The following is an 18,747-nucleotide window of genomic DNA, read 5'->3' as shown; positions in this document are numbered from 1 at the left end:
ACGTTGATAACGGTCAAGTCGCAGAGGCGTCGGGCGCGGACATTTCAGAAGGCCCAGAGACCTACCAATTCGAATTCGATCAGCCGTTCCTGCTCGCAGATAGCACCCGGCGACAGTGTGTCGAGGTCGTCATATCGCTTCTCGTTGGAGGGCGTTACGGAGTTAGGTATCGCAAGGGCCAGTGGCCGAGCGGCGGCGGAGCCTGGTGATGGGCGGCGACCTTGGTTCGCTATTCGACGCGCCGCTCAAGGACGACTACGTTACGCTTTGGCGTCCCACCGGGCCCGAAGAACTGTTGCTGGTCGAGCAGACAGGACGGACTCGATGGCCGCCAAGATTGCCCGACCAGCCGATCTTCTATCCGGTGCTGAACGAGGACTACGCCGTTCGCATTGCTCGTGACTGGAACGTCAAAGCGTCGGGCGTAGGGCACGTCACGCGCTTTCGTGTCCGTAAGCAGTTCTTGGACAACTTCGAGGTGCAGCAAGTCGGCGGCGAGACGATTCTCGAGTTCTGGATACCTGCCGAACAGCTCGAGGAACTCAACGAAAATTTGGTAGGCCCCATAGAGGTGACTCGCAGCTTCCGGCGCGGACCGGATGGCGACGTGGTGGAGTTCCGGTTTGGATCACAGTCAACCTCGAAGAACTAGCCATCGGTTACTTGGGGAGAAGTCAGCGTGCTAGGCCGCGACATCAATGATCTACAGCAAGAACTGCTCCTAAAGCTGTCGGAGGGCCAAGCGGAAGGGGGTTTACGGCGCGAGAACTGGTCGGTGGGTTGAAGCCACGCAGCTCTGTGACTCGGAAGCGCGGTCGTCGTCGTTCTGGGCGCGGCATTCGCCTTCGGATTCTTGGTTGACGTACACCGATCTTCTTCCTGCAAGGAATCTTCGTGAGCCCGGCCGGGGGCTTCTAGCAGCGACGTGGGCACAGTCACCTTCTAAGCGCCGACCAACTGCCGTCCAGGGGATTGCGCCAGGGCCGCCGTCTCCCGGCCGATCTGCGTGGCCGCACGCCGGGCGCGCCGAAGGAGATACCCTCCGATTCGGTAGGGCGCATTCGAACCATTCGTTCTCGGCTAGGCGCTTTTATTTGAAGCGCGGGCCTGCCTTCGAACTCTCCTCTTAGTGCGGACGTTGATTCTCCGATATCTCCGGATGGCATCGTCCGTGGAAGTCTGGCTGCTTGTAGGGTTGCCGAGCGTCGCTGTTGCTCGAAGAGCATTCAAATCAAACGATGCCGTGGGAGCGACCGCCGGGTTGGGGCCGCTGAGTTGTGTTCCGGGCAGAGAGGGCCGCGATGGGTGCAAACGATGTTGTCTTGCTGGAAGACATGGTCGAACGATCACGCCGGGAGACCGAGGGCTTCAACGCTGCCGAACAGGAGGCGTACTTCGTTTCTTGGCACTACTTGAGCAAGTACCGGCCCAGTCATGACGACGTCCTGTCTGGAATCGTTGATGGCACTCGGGATGGTGGGGTGGATGCGATTCACCTGTTCGCTAACGGGTACTACCTCCGAGACGGTGTAAATGTGGGCGCGCTCGGCAGAAATCCACAACTGGACTTGGTGCTTATACAAGTGAAGAACACGCGTGGGTTTGGGGAGGGCGCGGTCGAGAAGTTGATCGTTCACCTGCCAAAACTCCTGGATTTCTCCCGCGACGAAGAAGCGTTGGCAAGACAGTTCAATCCACGGCTCGTGGAGATCACTCGTCGCTTTCTTGACACTTATCGTGCGATGGACATGCCGAGACTCCGCATCTTCGTGGCGTTCGCGGCCTTGAAGGCAGAGCAAATCCATGCGAATGTCGAATTGAAGGCAACTCAACTAGAGCAAACGCTGAAGGCCTGCTTTGGCAACAGCGAGCCTTCCGTTCATCTGCTTGATGCAGCGAGCATTGCCAACCTCGCTCGGGAAAAGCCGCCCGTGACGGTCGAATTGACCCTAGCCGAAAATCCCATTTCCACAGATATGTCCGGTGGCTACGTTGGTCTTGTAAAACTCTATGACTATCAGAGATTCATCACTGATGAGACTGGAAAGCTCGATGCGTCGCTCTTCGATGCGAATGTGCGCGACTACGACAGTGAGTCCGGAGTAAACAAGAGCATTCAAGAAACCCTGAGCACCCAAGATCAGGATGTCGACTTCTGGTGGCTGAACAACGGTGTCACTATCGTCGCCGATCGGGTGCAGCCCGCCGGCAAACTCTTGCATCTCGATTCACCGCAGATAGTGAACGGACTCCAGACATCGCATGAGATCTACAAACAGGGGTCGTCGAGTGAATATTCGGAAAACCGAGGAGTACTGGTTAAAGTCATCCAGGCCGATGATGACCTCGTCAAGGATCGGATCATTCGTGCAACAAACAGCCAGACCATTCTGGGCTTGAGCTCCTTGCGCGCGACTGATCGCGTGCAGAGGGAAATTGAGGAGTTCCTCAAAACCAAGGGGCTCTACTACGAGCGGCGCAAGAACTACTACTACAACCGTCAGATTCCGCTGAAAGACCTCGTGTCGATCGATCAGATGGGGCAGGCGGTTCTTTCGACGTTGGTCCAGGCCCCACACGTTTCTCGCGGCGAGGTTTCACGGATCTTTCAAGACGAAATCTACGACGTAGTCTTCGGGGGTTCTAACCCGATGGCGGCGTACTACTCATCGATCGCTATCGTGCGGGCGTGCGAACGGTTCCTTCGCGAGAATCGGAGCACTGAAGGCCAGGTGGACGACTTCGTGTTCCACCTATCGATGGCGGCGACGATTGCCGTAACTCGAAAGCGGGAGCCAAATGCTCGGGATCTCGCCTCGATCGATCAGGTGCCATCGCGCGAGCTGCTTGCAGAACTGATGGAGATCGTCCGGCAAGCCTTCGCGGCCAGCGCGAGGCAGACCAGAGAGGTTCTCTTCGACAAGCTCGCGAAAGATCCGCGCGCCACCCGCGCAGTTGGCGACCGAATGGGGCGCTATCTTGCGTCCTCCCGGCGACACGACAACGTCACCGCCCGTTGAATGTTCCCGCCGCCTCTTTTGTGAGGAGTGGTCGAGCGCTCATTCACCGTGCGGCGACGGGCTGCGAGCAACTGTCACTGTTCGGAAGCTGACGACCATGCGGCCCGTAATGCGGTCGAGTTCCGCTTCAACGTGTAGCTGCGCCGCGTTCGGTGCAGGCGCCGGCGTGTGTGGAGAACGGAGGAGATCCAGGGCGAAGTGCCCGGGATCTCCTCCGTTTCGCTTTGTCCGCCGGCGCGTCGGGACGGATCTCCTCCTCATTCAGCCGGCACCGGGTATCCGCGCCACGCGGCTTCATCGAGCGCGGCGATCGCCACTCGACGCCCCTCGGCGATGAGTCGCGGCACATCCGACATGCCCCACTGCGCCATCCCGCCCATCTCGGGCTGGATGAGCACGATCGAGGGGTCGCGTTCGAGGTCGGCCGTGCGAGCGACCATCCGCATCATCCGAACGTTCTCCCACTTCGCGTGCAGGCGGACCACGATGACCCGGGTCGCGCCGAGAGCGCGGGCGGCCTGGACCGGAACGTTGTCGACCATGCCGCCGTCGGCCAGCAGCCTCCCGTCGTGGCGCACGGGAGGGAGGAGGCCCGGCACCGCGATCGTCGACCGCAGCGCGACGCTGAGCGGTCCTTCGTCGATCGTCACGGCCTGGCGGGTTCGGAGGTCGGTCGCGACGGCGGCGAACCGACGGGGGAGGTGCTCGATGAGCGGATCGGAACCGAGGTGACGCCGGAGGAGATCGCTGACGGCGTGCGTGTCGAGCAGTCCCCAGCGCGGTGTGAGCGACCACCGGGCGATCTCGCTCCAGCGGAAGCGCCGTGCGGCGCTCGCGATCGCAGGCGGCTCGAACCCCGCAGCGTAAGCCGCGCCGACCAGTGCGCCGGAACTCGTGCCCGTGATGATCCCCGGGCGGATCCCGCGCTCCGCGAGCACCTGCAGAACGCCCACGTGCGCAGCGGCGAACGCGCCTCCGCCGCTCAGAGTGAGACCCAGCGTGCCGTCATCGCTCATGTCGTTCTCCGTCGATCCGATGCGTGCGACCGTATCAGCGAGCAGTGAGAGACCGCTGTGCGGGAGGCCGCGCAGATGATCCCGGAGTCACCAGCCCAGTGACCCGGGCGACCCCTTGAACGGCCCGACGACGGCGCTGGTGATCCAGCCGCCGTAGAAGCCCCCGGGCTGCGGCGTGACGACCTCGCCGTCCACCGTGCACTCGTCCATCTGCTGCGCGTAGACGGCGACGCGGTCGCGGAGCAGCTCGTACCCGGGCGACGGATGCGGGTAGTTCCACGCGGAGGCGGACCGCACCTCGCCCCCGCCGCGCACGTCGAGATATCGTGCCGTGCCCTTGAACTCGCAGAACGACGAACCGTCGGCGTCGACCAGCGCGCCGGGCGCGAAGTCCGCTATCGGGAGGTAGTAGACCGGCGGATGGCTGGTCTCGAGCACCCGCACGACGTCTCGGGTCTCGACGATGAGCTGCCCGCCCAGGCGGATCGCGACCGGCGCGTTGACGCGCTCGATGCGCGGCGGCCTCGGGTAGTCCCACATGGACTCCTGTCCCGTTCCTGGGATCTCGGGGCGGGGTCGGGGCACCTGTTCACTCTACGTCCGCGGTGCTTCACTGGAGTATGGCCGCATCGCCGATGTTCCCGCTCGGGTCCGTGCTGTTCCCCTACGTGCCTATCCCGCTGCGGGTGTTCGAGCCGCGGTATCTCACGATGGTCGGGCGATTGCTGGACGAGGACGAACCGGAGTTCGGCGTCGTCCTCATCGAGCGCGGATCCGAAGCCGGGGGTGGGGACCAGCGCGCCTCGGTCGGGACGATGGCGCGTCTGGTGAGCGCCGCCGCGGGAGCCGACGACCTGCTCATCGTCGGCGTGGGGACTCAGAGGTTCACGGTCGGGCGCTGGCTCGACGACGACCCGTATCCCCGGGCCGAGCTGTCGATACTGCCGGATCTGGAGTGGTCCGAGGCGCTCGCACCCCTGTGGGCAGAGGCCGAAGCGGTCGTCCGCCGCGTGATCGCCCGGGTCGCGGAGCCGGACTCGGACGCCGGCGTCGAGCTGTCGGACGATCCCGTCGCAGCCGTGTGGCAACTGGCGGCGATCGCACCGCTGGGCGAGTACGACAGGTACACCCTGTTGACGTCGACGTCGATCGGGGGTCTGCTGCGTCAGACGATCGACCTGACCCTCGAGGCCGAGGAGCTCTGGTCCGCCGAGTGAGGCCTGTAACCCGCACCCCTCACGGCAGGTCGAGCTCCAGCCTCGGCCCGGCGAACCGCTCCGCCAGCAGGCGGCCGTTGGTGAGCAGGGCCGACGCGTCGTGCTCGACCGCCGCATCCCTCATGGTCCGCGCCGCGGATTCGAGCGCGTCGAGTTGCGTCACCAGGGCCTGCGCCGGCGTGAGCCCGCCGGCCAGCACGTGCTCGGCAGCCCACTCGGGAGGGAGTGCGAGGTAGGCCCGCAGGGTGTCGGGGAGGTACACGGTCGCGGCTAGCCGCACGGTCGTCTCCGGCTCGCCCGAGCCGGCTACCCGGGTGAGCGTCTCGGCGAGGAGTCCGCCGATCCGTTCGACGGCCGCGACGGCCTCCGGCGGGACGCGGCGCCCGAGACGAGCCGCCAGGGTCAGGAGGTCGCGGGCGGGATCGGCACGGTCGACGTGGATCTCCGAGCCAGGCGGGAGGACGCCCAGCTTCTGCAGCGCGCGCGCCGAATCCGCGCAGTCCTCGGCGGCCTCCACGGACAGGTCGGCGAGGAGCCCGGCGAATGCGGTCAGCCACTGGCCGAGGGCGACCGGGCGGCTCGAGAGCGAGACGGTTCCGTACAGCTGCTCGACCTCGGCGAACCAGCGGGGTCCCGGCTCCCATCGCAGAGAAAGCGCCTCCGTCGTGCCCGACAGCCGCACCCTCGTGATCGCGCCGGGCCGGCGCCCCAGCCAGTCGGAGACGGAGCGCGTGCGCTCGACCTCGAACGCGGTCGCGGTGACGTCGTCCGGAAGAGCGCGGCTGACGCTGGCGATGAGCTCGCGCAGGAGCGCTTCGGGGTCGGAATCCGTTCCGGCTCTCCTCAGCCTGTCCAGCTCCATGCTCGCGCTCCAGAGACGTGCCGTTCGCGGGCATCCAGCGGATGCCTCACGCGCTCATCCAAGCACGTCCGGCTCCATTGCAGAACACGCGGGGTCAGCTTCCCGGCTGCCGCTCAGACGGGAACCGCCGGGCACCCGGCCGATCGGGTGGGACGGCCTCACCAGCTGCGCCGCACCTCCGCCTTCGTGCCGGCGACCAGGCTCTGCGGCGGCACGTCCTCCGCGACGATCGCGCCCGCGGCGACGACGGAGTCGCGGCCGATCGTGACGCCGGGCAGGATGGTCGCGCCCGCGCCGATCCACACGTTGTCCTCGACGACGATGGGGCCGCCGGTCAGCCAGACTCGGCGGTCCTCGGTGTCGACGGGATGGCCGACCGTGATGAACGTGGCCCGCGGTGCGACCATCACCCGGGAGCCGAGGCGGATGCCGGCGTAGTCGAGGAACGTGCAGTTCTGGTTGATGAACACCCGCTCGCCGAAGTCGAGGTTGCGCCCGTGGTCGGTGAAGAACGGCGGGTAGACGGTCACGCCGGCGGGGAGCGGCCGGCCGAGGATCTGCTCGAACAGCTCCGCCTTCCCGGCGTCGTCGTCGAACGGGAGCACGTTGAGCCGAGACGTGATCGCGGTCACCTCCAGGACCCGCTGGGACATGGCCTGGAACTCGGGACTGTGGATGCGCATCAGCAGCTCGGACACCCGACGATCCTCGCACGAGCCGTCGTCGCGCTACCGTGGGGCGGAGCGGGTCGAGCCCCGCAGACCAGGAGGAATCGTGCCGTACGTCGTCGACTTCGAGAACGTGTCCACCGTCGGACTGGAGTCCTCTCCGGTCGCCGACGCGCTCGCCGGGCTGCGTGCGAACGAGGCGCGCTACTTCCGCAACAAGTACGGCCACGTCTTCACCGTCGGGACGGCGGAGGAGGAGGCGGACGCGGTGGAGCGGGTGGCGCGCATCCTCGAGGAGGAGCGGGGCATCGTGATCGCATCGCCCGCGCTCGAGGCGACGCGCTTCGAGGTCGAGGGGATCGACTGGACGTACGTCTTCTACGAGTCCGGGCTGTCGATCAACGTGCTCTACACGGTCGCCGAGGGCGGCAAGCGGGCGGTCGGGTTCAAGCTGTCCGACGGCATGGAGGTGCCGGAGGAGCTGGCGGCGTTCAAGTTCGCCCGCCAGAGGTCACGGCTCGCGGGCACCATCCGCGGCTCGTTCTTCGTCATCAAGGGCGAGTACTGACCTCCGTCACGAATGCGGTGACGGATGCGGTGACGAGGTCGCGCACGCCGGCCGCCCCCAGCGGAGATCCCTTGAGCGTCTTCATGCCGTGATCGGCGCCGGGCACCTCGACGACGTGGATCCCCGGGCGCTCGCCGACCTCGGCCGAGAGCTCCGCGGCGGTTCCGAAGGTGTCCCGGCCGCCCTGCAGCACCAGCACCGGCGCGGTCGGCAGGAGCAGCTCATCCAGCCGCGACTTCTCAGGGGAGCCGGGCGGATGCAGCGGGAACGCGAGGCACACCACGCCCGCGGCGGCGATGGATGCGGCGGTGCGGCAGGCGACCCGGGCGCCGGCGCTGCGGCCCCCGACGACGAGCGGCAGGCCGTCCGCCAGCTCGCGGACGCGGGGCGCCGTCTCCAGCCACGCGATATCGAGCGTCGCCGGGCGGGCGGCGACCCGCTTGCCGGCCACGCGCCACGGCTGCTCGTAGCGCACCACGGTGGTGCCCGCATCCGGCAGGCGCGCGGCCAGCGCCGTCAGATCGACCGCGTCGATCCCGCCGCCCGCACCGTGCCCGAGCCAGAGCACGGCGGTGGGATGCGCAGCCGCCGCGACGGTCAGCCGGCCGAGGCCGACGGAGGTGGGCACGTCGAGCTGCATGCGGACGACGCTACCCGGCCGCGACCCTCGGGGCGACGCCGCTGCGTCCACGCGACCGTTCGCAAACCGCCACTCGCGGGGCACCGGCCGCGCCGGAACGCTTGCTTCCGCGCACGCGTTGGCGGACCATGGAAGTGGCGATGCGGGGCGCCACTGTTGGATGGGGAGGGTCGTATGGTCGCGGACGCACGCGTGTGCCCGGTGTGCGGAGCACCGATCTCCGCCGAGCGCAGACTGGTTCCGACGTCGCGCGGGTCGTGGGCGGTGGTGAGCGTGCCGGTGGGGTGCACGAACCCGCTGTGCCGAAACTCCGCAGCGCAGGGACGGACGGCTCCGCCCGGGGAGCGACGCTCGTCGCCTGATCCGGGCCGGTCAGTCGCCGCCGGAGCGGACGGTCCTGACGCCGTCGACGGCCGCGAGCTCGGCGACCAGGCGACGCGCCTCAGCTGCGCGGCCGTGCGCGCGCACCCGCAGTTCCACCGTCCCGTCGTCCGGGGAGCGGCGCACGTCGTCGACGCTCGTGCGCGCGCCCGCGGCCGCGCACACCTCGAGCACGCGGGCGAGCGCATCCCCGCCTCCCTCCGTCACCACCGTCAGCGACCTCCCTGCCGCCGCGCGCAGGATGCGTTCCGCGGTGGGCAGCGTGCCGACGGCGACCAGGTGCAGCACCGTCCCGGCGGCGGCGAGCAACGGCAGCCCGGCGCCGCACGCCATCCCGACGGCCGCCGTCACCCAGATGGATGCGGCGGTGGTCAGCCCCACCACGTTCCCGCGGTTGACGAAGATGACGCCGGCGCCGACGAAGCCGATGCCGGTGACGACCTGTGCGGCGATGCGGGAGGGGTCGGTCGCGGGCAGCCCGAGCGCCGTGAACCCGTAGGCGGAGACGAGCGTGAACAGGGCGGATCCGAGCCCGACGAGGATGTGCGTGCGCAGCCCCGCACTCTTCAGCCGCCGCTCGCGCTCGACGCCGATGACGGCGGACAGCACGAAGGCGAGCAGGAGCAGCAGCAGCTGCGTCACCAGGTGCGTCCCGCCCAGCCAGACCGTCATGGCCGGATTCTAGGATCCGCGACCCGGTCGGCGCACCGCACGCCTCGGGTCAGTCGTCGAGGTCCTCCGTCGTGACCGGGATGGTGGAGCGGTAGGGGTAGGCCGGCATCGAGGAGTACTGCTCCTCGTCCGCCAGCTCGTACACGTCGTAGGCCAGGGCGCCGGCGAACCTGGTGGCGACGCGGATCTCGCCCGGCGGACACCCGCCGATCAGGGGCACGACCACGACGCTGTCGAGGGTCCGGCCGTCCTCGTAGAGGAGAGCCGCTTTGATGGTTCGCGTGAGTGCGTCCATGACCGGACTTTACGGCCGTTCGTGCAAGCCTCCCTTGACGGCGCGCGGCTCGTTCGGAGAAAGTGTGAACAACGGGAGGACTCCAGTGGGAACCTTGATCTACGACGGCGCGGACGGATTCACGTTCGACGACCGGGTGCTCGTCCACCTGCAGGCGGTCATCCAGACGAAGCTGCGCCGCCGGGAGGGCTTCCTGCTGATCTGGATGGATCGCACCGCCGGGCCGGTCGGCATCCTGCGCTCGATCTGGCTCGACCCGGCGATCTCCGTCCAGTTCGTGTTCGCCGGGACGGAGCTGCCCGAGCTCAACCGGGAGTGGCTGACCATCCTGAGCGAGCGTGCGAACAGCAACTCCGGTCTGATGCTGGAGGACGAGCTCCGCGCCGAGATCCGGGAGGAAGTCCCGGCCGGGAGCTACCGCGACAGCAGGTCGAAACAGGGTAAGAAGCACGAGGGGGCGTGACGTGGCCCGGCTGATCTACGGTTTCGCCGCTCAGGAGTACGAGTTCGACGAGCGGACGCTCTCCCACGTGAAGATCGCGGTCGTCACGAAGCTGCGCCGTCACGAGAGCTTCCTTCTCAACTGGCAGGTGCCCGCGGAGCTGGGCGGCGGCCGCATCAGCCTGTGGATCAGCCGCGACATCCCGATGGCGTTCGTCTTCGCCGACGCCCGGCCGCCGCGGCTCAACGAGCGCTGGCTGGAGGCGCTGCTGGAGTCGAGCCAGCGCACCGGCGGGATGATGATCCTGCCGGAGGACGAGGTCGAGGCTCAGCTCGCCAAACGGTAGGGCGCTCGCGACGCGCTGGGCGCGGCCGTTACGGCAGCAGCGCCAGCTTGCCGCCCGGGTGACCCTCCGCGAGGAAGGCCAGGGCATCGGGCGCCTCGGCGAGCGGGTACGTGCGCGCGACGGGTACCTGCAGCCGCCCGCTCGCCGCCAGGTCGAGTAGGCGCCCGCGCACCGAGTCGCGGAACGCCTGGCTCTCGGGCTGCGCACCGAACACCGCGTGGAAGCCCTCCTGCTCGGCGCGCTCGGCGGCCACGATCGTGACGATGCGGATGCGATCGGGCACCAGCTCGAGCGAGACGTCGACCGCCTCGTCCGTGCCGACCGTGTCGAGGGCTGCCGCGATCGGCCCCTGCGCCGCCTCGGTCACCCGCTCGGCGAGGCCCGGCCCGTAGGCGACGGGGAGGCCGCCGAATCGGCGGACCCGCTCGAAGCTGTTCTCGCCGGCGGTGCCGATGACGCGTGCGCCGATCTCGGCGGCCTGCTGGAGGATGCTCACCCCGACCGCGCCCGACGCGCCGTGCACCAGGATGGTCTCGCCCGCCCGCACATCCGTGACCGACAGCATCTGCGCGGCCGTCGTGCCGACGAGGAGCAGGTTGGCGGCCTCTTCGTCGGACAGGCGCGCCGGCTTGGCGAACACATCCTTCGCCGGAACGGTGACCTCGGTGGCGTACCCGCCCTGGATGCGGAACGCCACCACCGGGTCTCCGGCAGTGCCGCCGCCGGAGGCGATCTCGGTGTCGGGGCCGATCGCGGAGATCACGCCGGCGACCTCGTAGCCGATGGGGACGGGGAGCCGGAGCCCGTCACGTGGCGCCGACACGTGCTTGTAGTCGGCGGGGTTCACACCGGCGGCCGCGACCCGGATGGTCACCTCGCCCTGCTCAGGCTCGGGACCCTCGACCTCCGCGAACTCCCAGTCCCTCGGTGAGCCCCACTGCGTCGCCTGCCACTGTCTCGCCATGCTCCGCAGTCAACCCCGCTCAGGGCTCGCGCTCAAGAAGCCGACACCCGGTCGCTGGCGCGCCCACTGTGGCGGACGCGGCGGCTGCGGGCGGGGGCCAGCCGCAGCATCTGTGCAGTCGAGCTGTCGTCGAGCTCCACGAGGTCGCTGCGCGACTTGATGAAGTCGCTGAACGAGCGGAAGCCGAGGGCCTTCTCGCTGAAGGAGGGATCCATCCGCTTCATCTGCCCCTTCACGGTGGAGGAGTGCAGCCACGGCGAGTCGTCCTTCTCGTGGCCGAGCTGCATCGCGCGGGCGAGCAGCCGCGTCGCGACGAGCTGCGGGTCCTCCTGCGGCTCGTCCGATGCCTCGGCGCTGTCCGCCGATGCGGCGGGCCGACGGCGCCCGCGTCGCTTGGCCGACGCCGGCTCTTCGGAGGCGGAACCCTCCCCGGCCGTCTCGGACTCCGATGATGCCGCCGTCGAGGCGGTCGCCGCGGCCTCGTCCTTCTCGTCTCGCGTGACCTCAGGCGAGCCGTCGCCGCTCGCGGCGCCCGCGGCCGCAGCATCTTCGGCCGCCTCCGCCTCGTCGTCTTCGGCAGCCTCGACGGCCTCGTCGCGCGCGACCCCCGGCAGGTCGTCGTAGCTGACGAACTCGTCGCACGCGGCGGCCAGCGACTTGGCGGTGGACCCGGCCACGCCGATCCCGACCACGTAGCGATTCAGGCGCTTCGCCCGCTGGGCCAGCGGGACGTAGTCCGAGTCGCCGCCGACGATCACCACGTGCGTGAGCTCCGGCAGGCGGAAGAGGTCTTCGACGGCATCCACGGCCAGGCGGATGTCGGCCCCGTTCTTGGCGTAGGCCGCCGCGGGGAACAGCTGCACGAGATCGACGGCCCGGCCGACGAGCTGACCGCGGTACTCGGCGTTCACCGGCACCGACCAGTCCGCGTAGGCCCGCGTCAGCACGAGCGTGCCGAAGGACGACGCGAAGTCGATCACCGCGCCGAGGTCGACGCGCGCATCGGCCAGCTTCTCGGCGAAGGACGCCTTCGGCTGGGTCGAGGCGGACTTGGGTCGGTCGCGCATGAAGGAGCCGCGACCATGGACCTGGTCGTAGCGCGAGATGACGATGTTGTCGAAGTCTATGTAGACCGCGACGCGGCCGTCTCCGGGTTCACTCATGCTGCCACGATATCCCGCGGCCGGCCCGGCGGACGGCCCGGCCGCGATCTGTGGAGAACCCGCCAGGTGTGGATGTCTGCCTCGAGGTCGCCTCAGCCGCGCGCGTACCGATCCGCCACATCCAGTGCGGCGTCGATCGCGGCGAGCCCGCGGCGCAGCTCGTCCTCGCCGATCACCAGCGGCGGCGCGATGTGCACCCGGTTGAAGTGCGTGAACGGCCAGACTCCGGCCGCCTTGCACGCGGCGGCGACCTCCGCCATCGGAGCGGCGTCAGCGCCCGCCGCGTTGAACGGCACGAGCGGTTCGTGGGTCTCGCGGTCGCGCACCAGCTCCAGCGCCCAGAAGAGTCCGCGGCCGCGCACCTCGCCGAGCGACGGATGCCGCTCCAGCCACGATGTGACCTCCGGCTCGACGACGCGCGAACCCAGGTCGCGGACGCGCTCCAGGATGCCGTCGCGTTCGAAGACCTCGAACGTCGCGACGCCGGCGGCGCAGGCGAGGGGGTGCCCGGAGTAGGTGAGGCCGCCCTGGAAGGCCACATCGTCGAAGAACGACGAGATCGCGTCCGAGATGACCACACCGCCGAGCGGGACGTATCCCGAGTTGACGCCCTTCGCGAAGGTGATCAGGTCCGGGACCACGTCGAACGCATCCACCGCGAACCACTCGCCGACCCGCCCGAAGCCGACCATGACCTCGTCCGCGATGTACACGATCCCGTACCGGTCGCAGAGCTCGCGTACCCCGGCGAGGTAGCCCGGCGGGGGCACGAGGACGCCGTTGGTCCCGACGATCGTCTCGATGATGATCGCCGCGACCGTGGCCGCGCCCTCGAGCACGATCACGTTCTCGAGATGCTCCAGCGCGCGCTGCGTCTCCTGCTCGGGCGACTCGGAGTGGAACGCCGAACGGTAGGGGTACGGACCGAAGAAGTGGGCGACGGACGGGTCGCTCGGCTCGTTCGCCCACCGGCGCGGGTCGCCGGTCAGCGAGATGGCCGTCGACGTTCCGCCGTGGTACGAGCGGTACATCGACAGCACCTTGCGCCGACCGGTCACCCGGCGGGCGAGGCGCACGGCGTACTCGTTCGCATCCGCTCCGCCGTTCGTGAAGAACACCTTGTTCAGCGTGCCCGGCGCCACCTCGGCGATGCGCCGGGCGAGCTCGCCGCGCACGTCGTTCGCCATCGACGGCTGCACCGTGGCCAGGCGGCCGGCCTGCTGCTGGATCGCCGCGACCAGGTCCGGATGCTGGTGCCCGAGGTTCAGGTTGACCAACTGCGAGCTGAAGTCGAGGTACGCGTTGCCGTCGTAGTCCCAGAACGTCGAGCCCTCACCTGCTGCGATCGGCAGCGGGTCGATCTTCGCCTGCGCGCTCCAGGAGTGGAACACGTGGCCGCGGTCGTCGCTGCGCACCTGCCGCTCGGCCGCCTCGTCGCCGAAGGGATGCTCGACGCCGTGCCGGTCGACGTATCCGGTGCGGGCGGGCGCTTCGGTGTGGATGGTGTCGGTCATGTCGTCCTCGTCTGGTCGTGCGGGGTCAGGAGTTGCCGGGGAACGCGAGCTCGATGCGCGAGTGCACCGGGTCGGGCCAGCGCGTCGTCACGACCTTGCTGCGCGTGTAGAAGTGGAACGACTCCGGTCCGTAGATGTGCGAGTCACCGAACAGCGAGTTCTTCCAGCCGCCGAACGAGTACGCGCCGACCGGGACGGGAATGGGCACGTTGATGCCCACCATCCCGACCTGCACCTCGAACTCGAACTGCCGGGCGGCGCCGCCATCGCGCGTGAACAGGGCCACCCCGTTGCCGTACGGGTTGTCGTTCACCAGCTCCACGGCCTCCTCATAGGAGTCGACGCGGACCACCGACAGCACCGGACCGAAGATCTCGTCGTCGTACGCCTTCATGCCGGGCTTCACGTTGTCGAGCAGGCTGACGCCGACGAAGAAGCCGTCGCCGTCGAACTCGCGCTGCGTCCCGTCCGCGACGACCGTCGCGCCCTCGGCCGCCGCACCGGTGACGTACGACGCCACCTTGTCGCGGTGCTCGCGGGTGATCAGGGGGCCCATCTCGCTGGCGGGGTCGGTTCCCGGCCCGATGCGTAGCGCGTCCAGGCGCGAGTGGATGGCCGGCACCAGCCGGTCGCCCACATCGCCGACCGCGACGACCACGCTGACGGCCATGCAGCGCTCGCCGGCGGAGCCGTAGGCCGCCGAGACCGCCGCGTCGGCGGCCGCGTCGATGTCCGCATCCGCGAGCACGACCATGTGGTTCTTCGCTCCGCCGAGGGCCTGCACGCGCTTGCCGTTGGCCGAGGCGCGCTGGTAGATCGAGCGGGCGATCGGGGTGGAGCCGACGAAGCTGACGGCCGCGATGTCGGGGGAGTCGAGGATGGTATCCACCGCCTCCTTGTCGCCGTGCACGACGTTGAGCACGCCGTCGGGCAGCCCCGCGTCGCGGAACAGCTTGGCGAGGAAGACCGAGGCGCTCGGATCCTTCTCGCTGGGCTTCAGCACGACCGTGTTGCCGCACGCGATCGCGCTGGCGACCATCCACAGCGGTACCATGACGGGGAAGTTGAACGGGGTGATGCAGCCGACCACGCCGACGGGCTGTTTGGCGCTGTGCACGTCGACGCCGGTGGAGACCTGCTCGCTGTACTCGCCCTTGAGCTTGTCGATGAGACCTGCGGCGAACTCCACGTTCTCGAGGCCGCGGCCGATCTCGCCGGCGGCGTCGGAGAGCACCTTGCCGTGCTCGCTCGTCACGATCGCGGCCAGTTCGTCGCGGCGCTCGGTGAGGAGGTGCCGCATCCGGAACAGGACGTCGGCGCGCTTGGTCAGGCTGGTGGCCCGCCAGGCCGGGAAGGCGGCCTTCGCCGCGGCGATCGCGGCCTCGGTCTGTGCCGCATCGGCCAGCGCGACATCGTGCTGACGCTCTCCCGTCGCCGGGTTGAACACCGGGCCCGTGCGGTCGGGGCGTGCGGCCGGATCGGCGGGGCTCTCTTCGCCGGCGATGAAGTGGCGGATCAGGGCCAAGAGGTCCTCCAGGTGGATCGGTTCCGGACGTTCTGCCCGGCGATGACAGTAGGCTTGCCTCCCAATGATCACAGAGCGGAGGCGCGAGCAGCGATGCCAGATCGTCGGGACCCGGAGGCGGGTCGAACAGTTCGTCCGGAGCGGCGTTCGGGCGCGGGCCCTGCGCTGCCGTCGGCGATGCCCTCGGTGCTGCCGACCATCCGCGAGGTGCTGCGGATGGAGCCGGTCGCGCGGGCGCTCCCCGAGCTTCTGACCGGCCGCGAACGCCTCGACGCGCCCGTCCGCTGGGTGCACGTCGCCGAGACCGCGGAGGCCGCGCGCCTCGGCTCGGGCGGCGAGCTGCTGCTCGCGACGGGCGTGGGCTGGCCGTCCGACGAGGCGTCGCTGCGCCGGCTGGGCCGGGTGCTCATCCAGGCGGACGTCGCCGGGCTGGTGCTCGAACTCGGCGCCCCCATGCCGGTCGCCCCGCCCGCCCTCGTGGACGAGTTCCGCGCCGCCGGGCTGCCGTTCGCCGTGCTGCACCGGGAGGCGCGGTTCGTCGCGATCACGGAGGCCGTGCACTCGCGCATCATCGCCGAGCAGATGGGGGCGCTGCGGGCGCGGGACGACATCCACGCGCTCTTCACCGACCTCAGCCTGCGCGGAAGCCCGGCCGACTTCATCGTCGAGCAGGCGGCGCGGGTGCTCGGCTCGCCGGTCGTGCTGGAGGACACCAGCCATCGCGTCGTCACCGCCGCCGGGCTCGACGCCGGCGGCCGTGCGGGGGAGGACCTCGGCCTCTCCGGGTCCGCCGGGTCCGCGGGGCTCGCCTCCTGGGAGCAGCGTTCGCGTGCCGCGCACCGCACGGGTGACGCGGGCTGGACGATCGTACCGGTCGAGGCGCGCGGGATGCGCTGGGGCCACCTCATCGGGCTGCCGGGGGAACCGCATCCCGCCGGCCGGACCAACGTGCTGGAGCAGGCGGCGGTCGCGCTCGCGCTGAGCCGTCTCTCGGACCGGGACGAGGACGAGTGGACGCGGCGCAGCCACGACGCGCTGCTGTCCGCCCTGCTCGGCCGCAGGTTCGCCGGCGAGGGCGGGGTGACGGCGCGGTTCGAGGCGGCAGGGTTCCCGCTCGCCGGGCGGACGGTCGCCGGCGTGGCGATCCGGCTGCGGTCGGGCAGCCTGCCCGTGTCGGCGGCGCCGCGGGCGGTCGAGGCGGCGGGAGCTGCTGGGGCGGACGCGGTCGCGGGGCGGCATCCGGAGCAGGCGGGGACGCTGGTGGTGGCGGTGTCGGCGCGGCCGGGACGGCGGCTGGCGGATGCGCTGTTCGAGGCGATCGCGGAGGCGGTCGGTGGCGCGCGGCTCGACGACCCGGCGGCGGTCGTCGCGGTCGGATCGGAGGGGCACGGGATCAGCGGGCTGCTGTCGTCGCTCGAAGAGGCGGTCGAACTCGCCGCCGGCTCCGCGGTGCGGGCGGACGCGCGGCTGGGACGCGCGCCGGTCATCCAGCGGGTGCAGCACCGGCCCCTGCTGCGGCTGGTCAACGCGTTCGGCAGCGACCCGCGGATGCTCGAGCACACGGAGCAGATGCTGCGTCCGCTCATCGAGCACGACCTCGCCACCGGCGGCGACCTGGTGGAGGTGCTGCGCGCCTACCTCAGCCACCCCGGCAACCGGACGCGGGCGGCGGCGGCGAGCCACCTCTCCCGCTCGGTGTTCTACCAGCGGATCGCCCTGATCGAGGACCTGCTCGGCATGGACCTCGACGACGGGGAGACGGTCGCCGCGCTGCATGCCGCGGTGCTGGCGCGGGGCCGGACGCGGCCGTCGGGCTGAGGAGCGCGTCGGGCTGAGGCGGGCGTCGTGAGGGATTTGTGCCAAATCGCGGTTATGAGGCGGCGAATACCGCGATTTGGCGCAAATCTCCGCTCGTCAGGAGTCGAAGCCGAGGCCGACCGCATCCAGCGCCCGGAGGAACGCATTGCGGTGCCCGGCGCGGTGGTCCGCCTGGTCGAGCGACCACCGGGTGAGGTTGATGCCGACCGATGCGGCCGGCTCCGGCGGGAACGGCAGGGGCCGGGTGCGCACCATCTCGAGCTCGGTGCGCTCCGTGGTGCGGCCGGCCAGCAGGTCCAGCATCACCTTCGCCCCGAAGTGCGTCGCCGCCACTCCGAGCCCGGTGTAGCCCGCCGCGTACGCGACCTTTCCCTGCCGCGCCGAGCCGAAGAAGGCGCAGAAGCGGCTGCACGTGTCGATGGCGCCCGCCCAGCGGTGCGTGAACCGGAGGCCCTCCAGCTGCGGGAACGTCGTGAAGAAATGCCCGGCCAGGCGGCGAAAAGTCTCCGGCCGGTCCTCGTACGCCGACCGCACCCGGCCGCCGTAGTGATAGATCGCGTCGTAGCCGCCGAAGAGGATGCGGTCATCCGCCGTCAGCCGGTAGTAGTGGAACTGGTTGGCCGAGTCGCCGATGCCGAAGCGTCCCTCCCAGCCGATCGACTCGCGCTGGGACGCGCTCAGCGGCTCCGTCATGAGCACGTAGTCGTAGACCGGGACGGTCGCGAGCCGGTTGCGCCGCAGCAGGCTCGGGAAGACGTTCGTCGCCAGGGCGGTGCGCTGCGAGCGCAGAGTGCCGTCCGGCGTCTCGAGCACGGTGCCGTCGCCGATCGTCTGCACCGGGCTGTGCTCGAAGATCTCCACCCCGGCGTCCTCGCAGGCGCGGGCGAGGGCGCGGGCGAGCTTGGCCGGATGGACGAGCGCCGAATCCCGCCGCCGCAGCAGGGCCGCCTCGTAGGTCGGCGAGTGGACGAGCGCCTGTACGGCATCCCGGTCCAGCAACTCGGCGTCCGGCCCGGCCGCCTCGCGCAGCCACTCGACCTGATGCGGTTCCGTGGCGACGTCCAGCGCACCGTTGCGCTCGAACTCCGCATCCAGCGCCAGCTCGGCGACGATCGCCTCGATCTCGTCGAGGTTCCGCATCCCGAGCCGCTGCAGCTCGTCGAACTCGCCGGGCCAGCGGGTGCGGCCGTTCTCCTCGCCGTGCGTCAGGCTCGCCTCGCAGAAGCCGCCGTTGCGCCCGGACGCCGCCCAGCCCACGCGCCGCGCCTCGAGGACGACCACGCGGGCGTCCGGGTTCTCGCGCTTGGCGAGCAGGGCCGTCCACAGGCCGGTGTAGCCGCCGCCGACCACGGCGAGGTCGCAGGACAGGTCGCCGCGGAGTCGCGGGTGGAAGTCGCCGGGCGCATCCTCGGTCCAGAACACCGCCTGCCGGGTGTGCGCGAGGGCGTGCCGCACGACCGCGTCGTCGGGTCGCCGGCGCTCGAAGACGGTGCTGGTCCGGGAGGGGCTCACGCGGTCATTCTGCCGGATACGGTCGCGCCCGTTCGTCGCGAATGGGGTGCGGCGTCAGTCAGTCCGTCCGGGGTGCGAGCGGGTTCGCAGCTAATCCCGGAGACGCGGAGGACAGACGAACAAG

At 69.7% G+C, this 18,747-nt stretch carries 19 protein-coding genes; 7 read left to right on the top strand and 12 right to left on the bottom strand.

Features of this window, described 5'->3' with window-relative positions:
- Positions 1 to 181: 181 nt before the first annotated feature.
- Both ACQ86M_RS08965 and ACQ86M_RS08960 read left to right on the top strand, forming a co-directional pair.
- Positions 182 to 652, top strand: a complete 471-nt coding sequence (locus ACQ86M_RS08965; RefSeq protein ID WP_431247786.1) for an ADP-ribosylation/crystallin J1 — start codon at positions 182 to 184, stop codon at positions 650 to 652.
- Between the two features lie 649 nt (positions 653 to 1,301).
- Positions 1,302 to 3,020, top strand: coding sequence for an AIPR family protein (locus ACQ86M_RS08960; RefSeq protein ID WP_431247785.1), 1,719 nt, complete (start codon positions 1,302 to 1,304; stop codon positions 3,018 to 3,020).
- 257 nt (positions 3,021 to 3,277) lie between these two features.
- Here the strand turns inward: ACQ86M_RS08960 and ACQ86M_RS08955 are convergent, their stop codons facing one another.
- Both ACQ86M_RS08955 and ACQ86M_RS08950 read right to left on the bottom strand, forming a co-directional pair.
- A complete protein-coding gene (locus tag ACQ86M_RS08955) occupies positions 3,278 to 4,036 on the bottom strand; it encodes a patatin-like phospholipase family protein (protein WP_431218376.1) in 759 nt (252 codons plus the stop codon).
- Between the two features lie 87 nt (positions 4,037 to 4,123).
- Positions 4,124 to 4,576 (bottom strand): DUF427 domain-containing protein, encoded by a 453-nt coding sequence (locus ACQ86M_RS08950; protein WP_431247871.1) that lies wholly within the window; start codon positions 4,574 to 4,576, stop codon positions 4,124 to 4,126.
- Positions 4,577 to 4,656: 80 nt separating this feature from the next.
- Here ACQ86M_RS08950 and ACQ86M_RS08945 point away from each other — a divergent pair, with 80 nt between their 5' ends.
- Complete coding sequence (locus ACQ86M_RS08945; RefSeq protein ID WP_431247784.1) at positions 4,657 to 5,253, top strand: LON peptidase substrate-binding domain-containing protein; 597 nt, start codon at positions 4,657 to 4,659, stop codon at positions 5,251 to 5,253.
- A gap of 19 nt (positions 5,254 to 5,272) precedes the next feature.
- Here the strand turns inward: ACQ86M_RS08945 and ACQ86M_RS08940 are convergent, their stop codons facing one another.
- Together ACQ86M_RS08940 and ACQ86M_RS08935 are read right to left on the bottom strand one after the other, a co-directional pair.
- Complete coding sequence (locus ACQ86M_RS08940) at positions 5,273 to 6,115, bottom strand: hypothetical protein (RefSeq protein ID WP_431247783.1); 843 nt, start codon at positions 6,113 to 6,115, stop codon at positions 5,273 to 5,275.
- Between the two features lie 158 nt (positions 6,116 to 6,273).
- Positions 6,274 to 6,813 (bottom strand): sugar O-acetyltransferase, encoded by a 540-nt coding sequence (locus ACQ86M_RS08935; RefSeq protein WP_431247782.1) that lies wholly within the window; start codon positions 6,811 to 6,813, stop codon positions 6,274 to 6,276.
- Positions 6,814 to 6,889: 76 nt separating this feature from the next.
- Between ACQ86M_RS08935 and ACQ86M_RS08930 the strand changes: the two genes are divergently transcribed.
- Positions 6,890 to 7,351: a phage tail protein gene (locus tag ACQ86M_RS08930; RefSeq protein WP_431247781.1), complete on the top strand. Its 462-nt coding sequence runs from the start codon at positions 6,890 to 6,892 to the stop codon at positions 7,349 to 7,351.
- On the opposite strand, the gene ACQ86M_RS08925 is transcribed toward ACQ86M_RS08930, so the two are convergent.
- The 3 genes from ACQ86M_RS08925 to ACQ86M_RS08915 all read right to left on the bottom strand — a co-directional run bounded on the left by ACQ86M_RS08925 (position 7,335) and on the right by ACQ86M_RS08915 (position 9,339).
- A complete protein-coding gene (locus ACQ86M_RS08925) occupies positions 7,335 to 7,991 on the bottom strand; it encodes an alpha/beta hydrolase family protein (protein WP_431247780.1) in 657 nt (218 codons plus the stop codon). The genes ACQ86M_RS08930 and ACQ86M_RS08925 overlap by 17 nt on opposite strands.
- Positions 7,992 to 8,363: 372 nt before the next feature.
- Positions 8,364 to 9,044, bottom strand: a complete 681-nt coding sequence (locus ACQ86M_RS08920) for an MgtC/SapB family protein (RefSeq protein WP_431247779.1) — start codon at positions 9,042 to 9,044, stop codon at positions 8,364 to 8,366.
- Between the two features lie 49 nt (positions 9,045 to 9,093).
- Positions 9,094 to 9,339, bottom strand: coding sequence for a hypothetical protein (locus tag ACQ86M_RS08915; protein WP_431247778.1), 246 nt, complete (start codon positions 9,337 to 9,339; stop codon positions 9,094 to 9,096).
- A gap of 85 nt (positions 9,340 to 9,424) precedes the next feature.
- Here ACQ86M_RS08915 and ACQ86M_RS08910 point away from each other — a divergent pair, with 85 nt between their 5' ends.
- Positions 9,425 to 9,802, top strand: coding sequence for a hypothetical protein (locus tag ACQ86M_RS08910; RefSeq protein WP_431218365.1), 378 nt, complete (start codon positions 9,425 to 9,427; stop codon positions 9,800 to 9,802).
- A gap of 1 nt (position 9,803) precedes the next feature.
- Entirely contained in the window at positions 9,804 to 10,127 is a 324-nt protein-coding gene (locus ACQ86M_RS08905; RefSeq protein ID WP_431218364.1) for a hypothetical protein, read from the top strand.
- A 28-nt stretch (positions 10,128 to 10,155) separates the two neighbouring features.
- On the opposite strand, the gene ACQ86M_RS08900 is transcribed toward ACQ86M_RS08905, so the two are convergent.
- The 4 genes from ACQ86M_RS08900 to ACQ86M_RS08885 form a co-directional block, all read right to left on the bottom strand.
- On the bottom strand, positions 10,156 to 11,091 hold the full coding sequence (locus tag ACQ86M_RS08900; protein ID WP_431247777.1) for an NADP-dependent oxidoreductase: 936 nt from the start codon (positions 11,089 to 11,091) through the stop codon (positions 10,156 to 10,158).
- A gap of 32 nt (positions 11,092 to 11,123) precedes the next feature.
- Positions 11,124 to 12,254: an NYN domain-containing protein gene (locus ACQ86M_RS08895; protein WP_431247776.1), complete on the bottom strand. Its 1,131-nt coding sequence runs from the start codon at positions 12,252 to 12,254 to the stop codon at positions 11,124 to 11,126.
- A gap of 92 nt (positions 12,255 to 12,346) precedes the next feature.
- Positions 12,347 to 13,768 (bottom strand): aspartate aminotransferase family protein, encoded by a 1,422-nt coding sequence (locus tag ACQ86M_RS08890; RefSeq protein ID WP_431247775.1) that lies wholly within the window; start codon positions 13,766 to 13,768, stop codon positions 12,347 to 12,349.
- Between the two features lie 25 nt (positions 13,769 to 13,793).
- Entirely contained in the window at positions 13,794 to 15,293 is a 1,500-nt protein-coding gene (locus ACQ86M_RS08885; protein WP_431247774.1) for a CoA-acylating methylmalonate-semialdehyde dehydrogenase, read from the bottom strand.
- A gap of 177 nt (positions 15,294 to 15,470) precedes the next feature.
- Between ACQ86M_RS08885 and ACQ86M_RS08880 the strand changes: the two genes are divergently transcribed.
- Complete coding sequence (locus tag ACQ86M_RS08880) at positions 15,471 to 17,111, top strand: PucR family transcriptional regulator (RefSeq protein ID WP_431247773.1); 1,641 nt, start codon at positions 15,471 to 15,473, stop codon at positions 17,109 to 17,111.
- Positions 17,112 to 17,207: 96 nt separating this feature from the next.
- Here ACQ86M_RS08880 and ACQ86M_RS08875 read toward each other — a convergent pair whose 3' ends face one another.
- The gene (locus tag ACQ86M_RS08875; RefSeq protein WP_431247772.1) at positions 17,208 to 18,623 is read right to left on the bottom strand and encodes an NAD(P)/FAD-dependent oxidoreductase; all 1,416 of its coding nucleotides are present in this window, start codon (positions 18,621 to 18,623) and stop codon (positions 17,208 to 17,210) included.
- Positions 18,624 to 18,747 lie beyond the last annotated feature (124 nt).

Origin of the sequence: Leifsonia xyli subsp. cynodontis, assembly GCF_050632205.1 — a bacterium.
Classification (GTDB): Bacteria; Actinomycetota; Actinomycetes; order Actinomycetales; family Microbacteriaceae; genus Leifsonia; species Leifsonia xyli_D.
Note: the sequence above shows the minus strand (reverse complement) of the source record. Positions and strands in the feature narration are given on the sequence as shown.

Bases quoted from the DNA above. Each gene is read 5' to 3' on its own strand.
- ACQ86M_RS08960 (WP_431247785.1), top strand. From the start codon at position 1,302: ATGGGTGCAAACGATGTTGTCTTGCTGGAAGACATGGTCGAACGATCA.
- ACQ86M_RS08955 (WP_431218376.1), bottom strand. From the start codon at position 4,036: ATGAGCGATGACGGCACGCTGGGTCTCACTCTGAGCGGCGGAGGCGCG.
- ACQ86M_RS08950 (WP_431247871.1), bottom strand. From the start codon at position 4,576: ATGTGGGACTACCCGAGGCCGCCGCGCATCGAGCGCGTCAACGCGCCG.
- ACQ86M_RS08945 (WP_431247784.1), top strand. From the start codon at position 4,657: ATGGCCGCATCGCCGATGTTCCCGCTCGGGTCCGTGCTGTTCCCCTAC.
- ACQ86M_RS08940 (WP_431247783.1), bottom strand. From the start codon at position 6,115: ATGGAGCTGGACAGGCTGAGGAGAGCCGGAACGGATTCCGACCCCGAA.
- ACQ86M_RS08925 (WP_431247780.1), bottom strand. From the start codon at position 7,991: ATGCAGCTCGACGTGCCCACCTCCGTCGGCCTCGGCCGGCTGACCGTC.
- ACQ86M_RS08920 (WP_431247779.1), bottom strand. From the start codon at position 9,044: ATGACGGTCTGGCTGGGCGGGACGCACCTGGTGACGCAGCTGCTGCTG.
- ACQ86M_RS08915 (WP_431247778.1), bottom strand. From the start codon at position 9,339: ATGGACGCACTCACGCGAACCATCAAAGCGGCTCTCCTCTACGAGGAC.
- ACQ86M_RS08900 (WP_431247777.1), bottom strand. From the start codon at position 11,091: ATGGCGAGACAGTGGCAGGCGACGCAGTGGGGCTCACCGAGGGACTGG.
- ACQ86M_RS08895 (WP_431247776.1), bottom strand. From the start codon at position 12,254: ATGAGTGAACCCGGAGACGGCCGCGTCGCGGTCTACATAGACTTCGAC.
- ACQ86M_RS08890 (WP_431247775.1), bottom strand. From the start codon at position 13,768: ATGACCGACACCATCCACACCGAAGCGCCCGCCCGCACCGGATACGTC.
- ACQ86M_RS08880 (WP_431247773.1), top strand. From the start codon at position 15,471: ATGCCCTCGGTGCTGCCGACCATCCGCGAGGTGCTGCGGATGGAGCCG.